This window comes from Mesorhizobium sp. WSM4906 (assembly GCF_029674625.1).
Lineage (GTDB): Bacteria > Pseudomonadota > Alphaproteobacteria > Rhizobiales > Rhizobiaceae > Mesorhizobium.
The window spans coordinates 3,510,300-3,522,408 of record NZ_CP121355.1; the positions used below are offsets into that span (position 1 = coordinate 3,510,300).

Annotated in this window: 12 protein-coding genes; 7 read left to right on the plus strand and 5 right to left on the minus strand. The window is 64.0% G+C overall.

What is annotated here, in order from left to right; translation table 11 throughout:
- Positions 1-6 precede the first annotated feature (6 nt).
- Positions 7-420, plus strand: a complete 414-nt coding sequence (locus QAZ22_RS16685) for a putative toxin-antitoxin system toxin component, PIN family (protein WP_278201848.1) — start codon at positions 7-9, stop codon at positions 418-420.
- Positions 417-677: a pilus assembly protein HicB gene (locus QAZ22_RS16690; RefSeq protein WP_278201849.1), complete on the plus strand. Its 261-nt coding sequence runs from the start codon at positions 417-419 to the stop codon at positions 675-677. The genes QAZ22_RS16685 and QAZ22_RS16690 overlap by 4 nt, the downstream gene beginning before the upstream one ends.
- Here the strand turns inward: QAZ22_RS16690 and QAZ22_RS16695 are convergent, their stop codons facing one another.
- Together QAZ22_RS16695 and serB are read right to left on the minus strand one after the other, a co-directional pair.
- The gene (locus tag QAZ22_RS16695) at positions 678-1,241 is read right to left on the minus strand and encodes a GNAT family N-acetyltransferase (protein ID WP_278201850.1); all 564 of its coding nucleotides are present in this window, start codon (positions 1,239-1,241) and stop codon (positions 678-680) included. It abuts the gene before it with no gap.
- A complete protein-coding gene (gene serB / locus QAZ22_RS16700) occupies positions 1,238-2,125 on the minus strand; it encodes a phosphoserine phosphatase SerB (protein ID WP_278201851.1) in 888 nt (295 codons plus the stop codon). Before serB ends, QAZ22_RS16695 begins: the two co-directional genes overlap by 4 nt.
- Here serB and miaA point away from each other — a divergent pair.
- Both miaA and QAZ22_RS16710 read left to right on the plus strand, forming a co-directional pair.
- Entirely contained in the window at positions 2,115-3,062 is a 948-nt protein-coding gene (gene miaA, locus QAZ22_RS16705) for a tRNA (adenosine(37)-N6)-dimethylallyltransferase MiaA (RefSeq protein WP_278207866.1), read from the plus strand. The genes serB and miaA overlap by 11 nt on opposite strands.
- Positions 3,063-3,182: 120 nt before the next feature.
- Positions 3,183-3,974 carry a GGDEF domain-containing protein gene (locus QAZ22_RS16710; RefSeq protein WP_278201852.1) on the plus strand — a complete coding sequence of 264 codons (792 nt, stop codon included), beginning with the start codon at positions 3,183-3,185 and terminating at the stop codon, positions 3,972-3,974.
- 236 nt (positions 3,975-4,210) lie between these two features.
- Here the strand turns inward: QAZ22_RS16710 and QAZ22_RS16715 are convergent, their stop codons facing one another.
- Complete coding sequence (locus tag QAZ22_RS16715; RefSeq protein WP_278201853.1) at positions 4,211-6,040, minus strand: ATP-binding protein; 1,830 nt, start codon at positions 6,038-6,040, stop codon at positions 4,211-4,213.
- A gap of 152 nt (positions 6,041-6,192) precedes the next feature.
- On the opposite strand from QAZ22_RS16715, the gene QAZ22_RS16720 reads away from it, so the two are divergent.
- Genes QAZ22_RS16720 through QAZ22_RS16730 form a run of 3 tightly spaced genes read left to right on the plus strand, consistent with a single transcriptional unit; the run spans position 6,193 to position 7,629 of the window.
- Positions 6,193-6,759, plus strand: coding sequence for an XRE family transcriptional regulator (locus QAZ22_RS16720; RefSeq protein ID WP_278201854.1), 567 nt, complete (start codon positions 6,193-6,195; stop codon positions 6,757-6,759).
- Positions 6,760-6,763: 4 nt separating this feature from the next.
- On the plus strand, positions 6,764-7,072 hold the full coding sequence (locus tag QAZ22_RS16725) for a hypothetical protein (protein WP_278201855.1): 309 nt from the start codon (positions 6,764-6,766) through the stop codon (positions 7,070-7,072).
- A gap of 32 nt (positions 7,073-7,104) precedes the next feature.
- Positions 7,105-7,629: a GNAT family N-acetyltransferase gene (locus tag QAZ22_RS16730; RefSeq protein ID WP_278201856.1), complete on the plus strand. Its 525-nt coding sequence runs from the start codon at positions 7,105-7,107 to the stop codon at positions 7,627-7,629.
- Between the two features lie 123 nt (positions 7,630-7,752).
- Here QAZ22_RS16730 and QAZ22_RS16735 read toward each other — a convergent pair whose 3' ends face one another.
- Both QAZ22_RS16735 and QAZ22_RS16740 read right to left on the minus strand, forming a co-directional pair.
- A complete protein-coding gene (locus QAZ22_RS16735) occupies positions 7,753-9,561 on the minus strand; it encodes an NAD(P)/FAD-dependent oxidoreductase (protein ID WP_278201857.1) in 1,809 nt (602 codons plus the stop codon).
- Between the two features lie 272 nt (positions 9,562-9,833).
- On the minus strand, positions 9,834-11,756 hold the full coding sequence (locus tag QAZ22_RS16740) for a sigma-54-dependent Fis family transcriptional regulator (protein WP_278201858.1): 1,923 nt from the start codon (positions 11,754-11,756) through the stop codon (positions 9,834-9,836).
- Positions 11,757-12,109: the final 353 nt, after the last annotated feature.

Here is a 12,109-nt window from a genome sequence, read left to right on the forward strand (position 1 = left end):
CGAATAGTGCTGGATACAAACGTTCTGACGGCAGGCTTGCGAAGCAGGAATGGTGCTTCGTTCGCAGTCCTGAGGATGATCGCCGACAGGCAACTTCGTCCCCTGGTGACAACAGCGCTGTTTCTTGAGTATGAAGCAGTGCTGACGCGGCCTGAGCAGACCACTGTCCATGGGCTGTCCGCAATGGAGTTGGATCGTCTGCTGGCTGGTTTTGCTGCGTTGGCGGAGCCTGTAGAGCCGCACTTCCTCTGGCGTCCGCAACTAGCTGATCCGAAGGACGAAATGGTACTCGAGGCCGCCGTCAATGGCAGGGCAGACGCGTTGGTCACGCACAATCGCCGAGATTTTGCCGTCGCGTCCAGTCGCTTCGACGTGCCGGTCGTCAGCCCGGCTGAGCTGTTGGAAGGATTTCGAACATGAGCAAGGCAACTTATCCATTGAAGCTGCCACTCTCGGTCAAGGAAGCAGCGGCGCGGCTGGCAAAGGCGGATGGAGTTTCGCTCAATCAGTGGATTGCCTCGGCGGTGGCACAAAAAGTTGGGGCCATGGAAACCGCAGCTGATTTCCTGCGCCAACGGGCTGGTGACGCATCCGGTGAGGATTTTGCAAGAATTCTTGATCGGGTCGCAGCCGGTCCGCCACAGGCTGGCGACGAGCGATCTTCTGAAAAGCACTGATCAGCGCTGTCGCGCTCGCCAATCTTCGCGCGGCAGCCTGTAGAGGACATGTCGCTTCAGATGAAGATGGCTGTCCGGCACGGAGGGATGGTCGAAGTCGGCGCTTGGATCGGCGCGCATGCCGAGCCGTTTCATGACGGCGATGGAGCGGTGGTTTTCCGCGACGGCGAAGGAGACGATCTCCTCCAGCCTCAGCGTTTCGAAGCCGAAGGCGAGCCAGGCTTCGGCCGCCTCGGTGACATAGCCCTTGCCCCAGAATTCCGGGGCCAGCCGCCAGCCGATCTCGATCGTGCCAGCCGGCAGCGATGGCACATCATCCGTATCCAGGAGACCGACGAAGCCGATGCATTCGCCGGTGGCCGCGATCTCGGCGGCGGCGAAGCCGTAGCCATCCTCCTCGATCCAGCCGCGGAATTCGTCCATCTTGGCGTCCGCCGCGGCGCGGTCGCGACGAAACGAAAAGAACTCCATCACGCGCTCGTCGGAGTTGATGCGATGGAAAAGCGCGCGGTCGTGCTCTTCCCAGTTGCGCAGGGTGAGGCGTTCGGTGCGGATCGGCTTCACTGCACGAACTCCTCGCTCCTGTAGCCCTGGAGATAGAGCAGCGCGGTCAGGTCGCCATGATCGATGCGGATTCTTGCCTGCTCCGCCACCGCCGGCTTGGCGTGGAGGGCGACGCCGGTGCCGGCCAGTCGGATCATGTCGAGATCGTTGGCGCCGTCGCCGACGGCAACGGCATCCTCGGTCGACAGGCCAAGCCTGGCCGCAATGTCGAGCAGCGCTTCGGCCTTGGCGGCGCGGCCGAGGATCGGCTCGGTCACCGTGCCGGTGAACCTGCCGTCTTCCTCGACAAGCCGGTTGGCGCGGTTCTCCTGGAAGCCGAGCAGCGTGGCGATGCGGCTGGTGAAGACGTCGAAGCCGCCGGAAACCAGCGCCGTCCAGGCGCCGTTGGCGCGCATCGTGCGCACCAGCGCCGGGCCGCCGGCGGCCAGCGTCAGGCGGTTGGCGATGATGCGGTCGACCACCGCCGTGTCGAGTCCCTTCAGCAAGGCGACGCGCTCACGCAAGGCCGGCTCGAAAGCGATCTCGCCATTCATCGAGCGCGCCGTGATCGCGGCGACATGCTCCTTGACGCCGATCTCGTCAGCCAATTCGTCGATGCATTCCTGGTCGATCATGGTCGAATCCATGTCGGCGAGCAGGATCTTCTTCTTCCTGCCTTCGGCCGGCTGGACTACGATGTCGACCGGATCGGAGGCCAACGCGGCGCGCAGATTGGCCGTCAGTTCCCCGACGTCGGGCGTCTCCGGCAAAACCAGATCGCAGGCGACATCTTCGGCCAGCCAGTGAAGGGCGCTTGCGCCGGCCGTCCGCGAGGCCATATTCGCAAGCGAGGCCGACACTGCGCGGTCTTCGGGACGGGATACAAGCGTGGCGATCAGCGGCATCGAAAATTCCGGCAGGCAGGCGGGCAAGGGCCGCGTGAAGAACGCGATCCTGATAGCGGGACCGACCGCCAGCGGCAAGTCGGCGTTGGCGCTCGATCTTGCCGAACGGCTGGGCGGTGTCATCGTCAACACCGATTCCATGCAGGGCTATTCGGTGCTCGATGTGCTGACGGCGCGTCCAAGCGCGGCCGAAATGGCGCGTGTGCCGCATTTCCTCTACGGCCATGTGCATCCTTCGACAGCCTACTCCACCGGCGCCTGGCTGCGCGACGTCACCCGGCTGATCGAGCAAGGCGTTTTATCGGGGCGGCCTGCGGCCTTCGTCGGCGGCACCGGGCTCTATTTCCGCGCCTTGGCCGAAGGCATCTCCGAGATGCCCGACATTCCGCCATCGGTGCGCGAGCGCTGGCGCTACGAGCTCAAGGAACAAGGGGCAGAAAGGCTGCACCGCATCCTGATGCGTGAGGACTCGGCCGTCGCCATGCAGCTCAGGCCGACCGACGGCCAGCGCATCGTGCGGGCGCTGGAGGTGCTCGACACGTCGGGACGGTCGATCCTTGACTGGCAAGCGGCGCGCGGCCAGCCGCTCATCGACCGCGACAGTGCACGCTTCCTGGTGATCGAGCCGGATCGCGGCGAGCTCGTCGCGCGCATCGAGGCGCGATTCGACCAGATGCTCGACAAACGCGCGCTGGACGAGGTCAGGCAGCTGATGGCGCTCGACCTTGCTCCGAACCTGCCGGCGATGAAGGCGATCGGAGTTCGAGAGTTGCAGGCCGCTCTAGCCGGGCAAATGAGCTTCCCCGAGGCGATAGAGCGCGCCAAGATTGCGACGCGCCAATATGCCAAGCGTCAGACGACCTGGTTCAGACACCAGCTCGGACCAGAGTGGCAAAGGCTCCGGCCGGGCGAGGAATCGGCGATTCCGGACCGATAGATAGCGATTTCAATCAGAGGCTTGGAATCGCGGCACAGCCTCCGCCACGGTTGTCCAGGTTAACCGTCCGTAAGGCCGAGCGTGCCATAACTTCGATGGCTCGTAGTGCCGCGGGGAGTTATGCGTTTTCACAAGGCGGAATCCGCTTTTTTCGTCTTTATTTTCGTGATCCTGGCCGCCGGCCTGGTGACTTTCCACGGCTATGGCCAGTTGCAGGACATTGCGACCGATCTCGACACCGCATCGCGTCTCCATAGGATCATCTATCTCAACAAACTGCTGTTCGTGACCGGCGCGCTGCTCGCCGCCGCCTTGTTCTTCGGGACCTTTTTCATCTATCCGCTGATCCGCGGCCAGGTGCGGGAAGAGGGCAAGCTGCGCGCCATGACGGTTTCGCTGAGCGCCCGCTCACAGACGCTCGAGCAGGCGGCGCTCACCGACGGCCTGACCGGCATGCAGAACCGCCGCTATTTCGACGACGCGCTGCGGGAATATCTCGACGAGTTCGGCCGCATCGATAAGCCAGTGGGCTTGATGATCCTCGACCTCGATCATTTCAAGCAGGTCAACGACACGCATGGTCACGATGTCGGCGATGAGGTGCTGAGGGCCGTCGCGCAATGCGTGCGAGGCATGACGCGCTATCACGACGTGGTGGCGCGGCTTGGCGGCGAGGAGTTTGCCGTGGTCACGCCCAACATGGATGCGGAGCTGCTCGCCCGATTCGCCGAGCGCATCCGCAAGGCGATCGCCAACCTGTCGATCCTGTCGGGCAATGTGCGGCTGAAGGTCACCACCAGCGTCGGTCTTGCCGTCTGGGATCGCAGGGAGAGCGCGGAGGACTTCTACCGCCGCGCGGACCGCCAGCTCTACGAGGCGAAGAAGCAGGGCCGCAATCGCGTCTGCGCCTGAAATTCCGTCACTAAATTCGTGATGCCGGCCGCCTGAAGCCGCTTTCTGCGCTTCCGGCCTTCGCCGGCCGAAGCACTCATGAGTGGTGCTGCAGGTAAGGCTATGGCCGGCGTAGGCCGGTTCTCGAAAGCGACATCAGTCGACTCAGCCTGACGAATTTCCTGACGGAATTTGCCAATCCCAGTCGACGAAGCAGAGCCTTGGTAAGTCGTGTCAGTTGACGGGAGGACGCAAGTTCAATCGTTCTGCTGGCGCATGCCGAAGGTCGAGGGCTTCAGGCCGTAGCGCAGGTCGAAATCGTCGTCCGGCTGGACGCGCGGCGCGGCGGGCTTTCGATAATCTGGATCACCGGCCTGGCGGCCCGAGTCCACCGCCTCGGCGAAGGCCATGGCCTGCTGCGGTTTCGGTACGTTGCGCAGCCGCTCGACGATCCCGGCGAGGTCGACGTCGTCGCCGGCTTCCGCCGGCAGGGTCTGCTCGCGCTTCGCCGTTCCCGGAATGAATTCCCGCGACAGTTTTTCGAATTTGAGCCGCATTGTCGTCGCCACGCCTTCGCCGAAGGCGATCGCCTCGCGCTGACCCATCGAAGACAGGAAGGCGAGCGTCGAGGCAGAGGAATCGGCGATCGCCGACCGGATGATCGCCTGGTCCTGCTCGTTGGCGAGCCGCATGGCGAAGAAGGTCGAGCATTGCGACAGGATCGTCGGATCGAGCTCGCCTGGGCGCTGGGTCACGACGCCCAGGTAGCAGCCATATTTGCGACCTTCCTTGGCGATGCGCGACAGAGCGTGCCTGGTCGGCGCGAAGCCGAGGCGCGGATCGGCCGGCATGTAGCGATGCGCCTCTTCGCACAACAAAAGCAGCCGCAGCCGCCCCTCGCTCCAGAGCGCAAGATCGAAGGCGAGGCGCGCCAGCACCGAGCAGACGGAATTGACGACCTCGGACGGCATGCCCGCCATCTCGAAGCAGGTCACCGGACGACCGTGGTTTGGCACGCGGAAGATGTTGCCGATCGTCTCGTGGATGGTGTCCTCGATCAGCCGCGAATTGAACATGAAGCGGTAGCGCGGGTCGGCAGCGGCCGATTCGATGCGCGTCCTCAATGACTTCAGTGTCGGACGGTCGTTCTTGCTTTCAAGCAGACCCATGCGCTCGTCGATCTGCTTGAGGAGGTCGGCGATGCGGTAAGGCACCGGCGTGTCCGCCGTCAGGGCGTCGCTGCCGCGCCTGATATAGGAGCCGGAGCTCGGATTGCGGTAGAGGTTCTTGGCGGCCGGGATGAGGTCGCGCAGGACGTCGACTTCCTCCGGAACGGTCTCGCGCCCGCGAAACAGGACCTCGGCGAATTCCTCCAGCCTGAACATCCAGAACGGCAGGTCGAGCGTCTTGGAATCGACCTTCACGCAATATTCCGGAAGCGAGGCGGCAAACTCGTTGTGCGGGTCGAGTATCAGCACGCGCAGGTCCGGCCGCGCCTCGATCGACTTGCGCAACAGCAGCGAGACGGCCGTGGATTTGCCGACGCCGGTCGTGCCGACAACGGCGAAATGGCGCGCCAGCGTGTCGTCGATGGCGATGTTGGCATCGATCGCCTCGTCCTGGGACAGCGTGCCGATGGTGATCGAGTGCCGGCCGGCGAGATCGTAGACGGCCTGCAGGTCGCGACTGCGGATACGGTGGGCAATAGCGCCGATATGCGGATAGGTGGTGATGCCGCGGTCGAAGACCGGCTTGGCGCCAGGCTCGGCGCCGTCGCGCACCTCGCCGATCAGCTCGATGCTGACTTCGATGGCATTCTGACCCTCGTTGCTCCAGACGCGGTCTGACTTGCCGATCGCATAGACGAGGCCGACGGTGCGCGTCGAACCAAGGTTGATGGAAATCATCTTGCCGACGGTCCACAGGCCGGTCACCGTGCCCTCGGCATCCTCGGCATAGGCGCTGATGGTGGCGCGCGCTCCGTCGCACTGCACGACATTGCCCAGAATACGCTTGTCGTTCTGTTGGGCGTTGCGGCGCTCCTGCGAGGTCGGCTCCCCGACGGAGCCTTCGCGTTCAACAAACATCGGTGACCTGTCCCATTCCCCTCAACGTCAAACCTATCCCAATCGGGGTTAAGGGCGCGTGAGGTCGGATGGTGTAGGGCCTGTTAAGGTGGCGGCAAAAATTCGATCGAATAGGCCCTTCCGTCACGCTTGCATTTCGATATATTGGATGAATGGATGATATATCGAACAACATCACATCCACGATCGGCAGGCGGATACGCTCCGAGCGTGATTTACGAGGCTGGTCGCTGACCGAACTGGCCGAGCGCTCGGGTGTTTCCAAGGCGATGCTGAGCGCCATGGAGCGCGGCATGACAAGCCCGACCGCGGCGCTCCTGGTGCGCATCGCTTCGGCTCTCGGCATGACGCTCTCGACTTTGATCGCCCGAGCCGAAATGCAGGGCGGCGGTGTGTCCCGCAAGGACGAGCAACAGGTCTGGCAGGACCCTGCCACCGGCTATGTCAGACGGCACCTGTCGCCGGCATCGCAAATGCCGCTCGAACTGATCCGGGTCAGTCTGCCGGCAGGCGCCAAGGTCAACTTCCCGGCGGCCTCCTATGCCTTCATCAAGCAGCAGATCTGGCTTATCGGCGGCCGCCTGGACTTCACCGAAGGCGATGTCGTGCACCAACTCGAGCCGGGTGACTGCCTGGCGCTGGGCGCGCCGTCGGATTGCACGTTCCATGCTCCCGGGCCGGAAGGCGCCGAGTATCTGGTGGCGCTGGTCAGGGGCTGACCGCATGGCACGCCGGCCGAAGCGCTCGCACAATGGCGGGCCGCCTCTCGACGATTACGAAGGCCCGCCCTGGGGCAAGGGCGACGCCTACATCTTCCTGGCCTGGCGCGCCGCTCACGACACGGCCTGGAAGGCGCCGAGCCAGACCGTCATGCTGATGCGGCTGGAAAGGGCCGAGCGGCTGGGCCTGACCTATGAGGAATACACCCTCGAGATCCTGGAGCGCGGACGGCACCTCAGCGAGGACGACGCCGAGCGCATCGCGGAAATCCGCCGCGCGCGCCGCCGAAGACGGACCAGTCATTTCGGATGAGCGCGACCCGACACTACCCGGAGAGCACCGACATGAATTCCTTCGAAATCAGGGCGTTGGATGATGACGCAAAAACCAGGGGGCTGCTGGCCGCCCTGCTGATCGAGACGGTGGCCGCCGGCGGATCGGTGAGCTTCATGCATCCGCTGTCGACCGATGCGGCCCATGAGTTCTGGCGCAAATCGCTGGATGCGGCGGCGCGCGGAGAAAGAGCGGTGCTGGGCGCATGGGACGGCGGGACGCTTGTCGGCACCGTCACGCTGCTTCTCGACTGCCCGCCCAACCAGCCGCACCGCGCCGAGATCGCCAAGCTGATGACCGGTCGCGACCATCGCGGCAGAGGTGTCGCGACCCGCCTGATGCGGGCCGCCGAGGAACTGGCCGTGAAGAAGGGACGCACCTTGCTGGTGCTCGACACAGCAAGCGAAGAGGGCGCGGCAGGTCTTTACGAGAAGCTCGGCTTCACGCTGACCGGCGAGATTCCGGACTATGCGCTCAAGCCGCATGGCGGGCTCACCGGCACGCTCATCTACTGGAAACGGACAGGGCGTTCGTAAGGCAATTGGCCGTCGGAGGAACGCTGAGCCAAGGCGAGAGGCCTGGTAGCTGATGGCGCGAGCCGTAGCTGAGTTTGACAGGAAGGCGCGGCGCAGGCCGACGCCTTCCTGCACCAAGGGGCGCTAGCTCTTGTGATAGACCTCCTGCAGCCCATAGACGGGCGTCGGCATGCCGACCTGCCGGGCTTTCAGCTGCAGCGACAGATATTGCGAGTAGTGGCGGGACTGGTGCAGATTGCCACCATGGAACCACAGCGCTTCCTGCTGCGTCGGCTTCCACATGTTGCGCTGCTCGCCTTCCCACGGACCAGGATCCTTGGTGGTGTTGGAGCCGAGACCCCAGACCTTGCCGACCTTGTCCGCCACTTCCTGCGAGATGAGGTCCGCCGCCCATCCGTTCATCGAGCCGTAGCCGGTGGCATAGATCACGAGGTCGGCCGGCAGTTCGGTGCCGTCGACGAATTTGACGCCGGTTTCCGTGAGTTCTTGCACCGCCGCGCCTGGGCCGCTCTTCAGCTTGATCGAGCCGTCGATGACGAGATCGCAGGCGCCGACATCGATATAGTAGCCGGAGCCGCGGCGCAGATACTTCATGAATAGGCCCGAGCCATCGTCGCCCCAGTCGAGCATGAAGCCGGCTTTTTCCAGATCCTCGTAGAACTTGGCGTCGCGCTCCTTCATCTGCTGGTAAAGCGGAATCTGGAACTCGTGCAGGATGCGGTAGGGCAGGGAGGCGAAGATCATGTCCGCCTTTCGCGTCGTCATGCCGTTCTCGACCGCCTGCTCCGAGTAGAGCGCGCCGAGACCGATATCCATCAGCGTGTCGGATTTGACGATGTGCGTGGACGAGCGCTGCACCATGGTCACGTCCGCGCCTGCTTCCCACAGCGCCGCGCAGATGTCGTGTGCGGAGTTGTTCGAGCCGATGACGACGACCTTCTTGCCGACATATTTGTCCGGACCGGGATGCGTCGAGGAATGCTGCTGCTCGCCTTTGAAGATGTCCTGGCCTTTGTATTTCGGCCAATTCGCCTTGCCGGACATGCCCGTCGCCAGCACCAGCTGCTTCGGCTTCAGCTCGATTTCCTTGCCGTCGCGTTCGACGACAACGGTCCATTCCTTGGTCTTCTCGTCATATCTCGCGGATTTCGCGGTGGTGGAGTTCCAGTAGTTCAGCTCCATCACCTTGGTGTACATCTCCAGCCAGTCGCCGATCTTGTCCTTCGGCGCGAAGACCGGCCAGTTCTTCGGAAAGTCGATATAGGGCAGGTGATCGTACCAGACCGGGTCGTGCAGGCAGAGCGACTTGTAGCGCTTGCGCCAGGAATCGCCCGGACGCTCGTTCTTCTCGACGATGATGGCCGGAACGCCGAGCTGCTTCAGCCTGGCGCCAAGAGCAATCCCGCCCTGGCCGCCACCGACGATGACGACATAGGGCTGCCGGGTGTGACCGAGTTCGGCGATCTCGTCGTCGCGCTCCTCTCGCCATGTCTTGCGGCCCTTGCCGTGGCCGTGCTTGGCGCCGAGCGGGCGGGTGAAGCCGGCCTTCTCCTCATGGCCTTTCAGCTCGGCGATGGTGGTCAGCAGCGTCCAGATCAGGTCGCCTTTGAAGCGCACGAGACCAAAGCCGCGCGCGGCGCCGGTCTCGAAGGTGATCCAGGCGGTGGTGATGCCGCCGTCCTCGGTCGCTTCCTCGCCCTCGGCCACCGTCCAGCCGGTCGGCCTGGTGTTGCTGAGCGTCGCCTGCAGCATGTCGCGGATCTGGTCGCGGCCCTCCATCGTCTTCAGGTTCCAGGTGAACGCGACGAGATCGCGCCAGTAGCAGTCTTCCTGGAAGCAATTGACGGCAGTATCGATGTCGCCGGCTTCCAGCGCCTTGCCGAATTTATCGAGCAGCGCCTGCGCCTTGGTGGTGGGTGTCCTCTCGAGCATGTGTTCTCCTCCGCTTGCTAGAGTCCGGAAATGAACTGCAAATGACGTGCCAGCCGCAATGCCAAACGAGAAATTATAATGCGATCAATCAGTTAGAATGACCCCTTGGGTATCTCACCTGTTGCGCTGGTGCTGCACGCGCCACAGCGCGCCACAGGCATCGCAACACTGGAGCGGTTCACCGTTTCACGGAAATGCAGAACCGCTCTATCTCTTTCGTCTTCACGCAAATTCCGGGCGGAAGACCGCTTCACACTTTTCCTGGAATTGCTCTAGTTCGGCGCTTCCAGCCGCAGTCGCTTCATGCGGCGATGCACGGTGGTGCGATCGACGCCGAGGCGCCGCGCGGCCTCGGAAATGTTCCAGCCCGTGGCCGCCAGGACGTCCAGCAGCGCCGTGCGCTCTTCGTCAGGCGAGGGGACACGCAGCGCGACCAGGGGACCAACCGGAGCCGACGACGCCAAGTGGGGCATCGCGAAGTCGGGCAGGTCGGCGTGCTGGATCGTGCCGTCGTCGCAAAGTGCCACCGCCAGATCGATGGCGTTGACGAGCTCGCGTATATTGCCGGGCCAGCCATGACGGATCAGCGCCAGCCGCGCCGCCGGCGACAGCTTCGCCGCCCGACCGGCAAGGCGTGTGCGTTCGCTGACCAGCCGGTCCAACAGCCATTCGAAATCGGTGCGCTCGCGCAGCGCCGGCAAGGTCAGCGAAGCGGCGTTCAGCCGATAGAACAGATCCTCGCGGAAACGGCCCTCGGCGACCAGCTTGCGCAGGTCATGATGCGAGGCCGAGATGACCTTGATATCCACGGATCGCGGCTCAATGCCGCCGACCGGGATCAATTCGCGCTCGGCGATGACCCTCAAGAGCCGCGATTGCAGCGCGTAGGGCATGTCGCCGATCTCGTCGAGGAACAGCGTGCCGCCGTCGGCACTCTCGATCAGCCCCTTGCGCCCCTTGGCCGCGGCCCCGGTGAAGGCGCCCGCTGTGTGGCCGAAAAGTTCGCTCTCGATCAGATGCTCGGGGATGGCCGCGCAATTTATGGCCACGAACGGGCCCGTGCGTTCCGAGCTGTCATGGATCGCGCGGGCGAGAACCTCCTTGCCGGAGCCGGTCTCGCCATGGATCAGGGTCGGAATTGATGTTCGCGCCAGCTTGGCGGCTTTGAGCTGCATAGCCGCCATTGCCGGGTCGCCGCCCGAAAGCTCCGCGATCGGCTTCGGCAGCAGTTCGACGGGAACGCGGCGTCCGGCCGGCGGCTGCGGTTCGATGGCGTGCGCGAAGAGGGCGCCGCCGTTTCGGCCGAACACAAGCCGCTCCTCGGTCGGGCGGCCGCGCGTCAGGCTCGGCAGATCGTCGATGCCCATGTCGAGATAGCGAGAGATCGGCTGGCCGATCGGGGAGGGCGAATGACTCCAGTCGACGCCGCCGGCCTGCGCCAAAAGCAGTGCTGCGCCACGCGTCGTGCCGAGGATGCGGCCCGATGCGTCGAGCGCGATCGCCGCCTCCGGATCGACGTCGAGGAATTCAGGCGAGCGCGAAAAGCGCAACACCCATTCGGAATGCATCTGCGCCATCAGATTGGCGAGCTCGATGCGGCGAGCGGAAGCCGTCACCAGGTGCAGAGCGAGGTTCTGGCTGACCTTCGGCTGCGGCGAACGCAGCAGCGAAATGTCGAGCACGGCGGTCAGCTCGCCCTTGGTGTCGAAGATCGGCGCGGCGGTGCAGGAAAGCGGCGTGTGGGTGGTGTCGAAATGGTCGGTCTGATGAATGGTCATCGCCTCGCCGGTGACGATGCAGGAGCCGACACCGCAAGTTCCGGTGCGGCTCTCCGACCATTCGGAGCCGAGATAGAGCCCTGCCTTGCGCAGCTGGTCCATGAACAGCGGGTCGCCGAGGAAGTCGACGGTCACGCCCTTGGCGTCGGCCAAGAGCAGGACGTAGTTCTGGCCGGCCACCTGCTTGAACAACGTTTCAAGGCCGCTGCGGGCAATCGCAATCAGCCGCTCGGATTGCTCGCGGTGCTCGCGCAGCTGGGTGTCTGGAACGATATAGGCTTCGGTCGGCCGGGCGGGGTCGAGCCGGTGCTTGTCGACGCAGCGCAGCCAGGACTGCACCACGATGTCGTCGCGGACCGACCGCGCGCCCGACAGGACCTGCTCGATCTCGCGAATATGCTCCCGTTCGCCAGCCATGCGTCCTCCTCGCAGCCAACGTCCCTTGCGGCCGCATAGTGGTGCCTCGGAGATACGCGCTCAACTGTACTATGGTAGCGCGCGACGGTGCCGATCTCCCCGGCCGCGAATTCGCGCGCTACCCCCATTGACGAGCCCGCGTTTTCGCCCTTATTGTCCGCGCCCATGAAAACAGCACTCATTCTCGTAGGCTGGCGCGTGGGCAAGGCGGTGTAACCGCCGGGCGAAAACCTCCCATGCGCATCCCACAGGCTCCCTCGGGGGCCTTTTTTATTGCCCAAAACCCAACTAAACGACCAGCAATCGCCAGATGGCGACCAGTACGGGACCAGACCGATGAGCAACGGACAGAA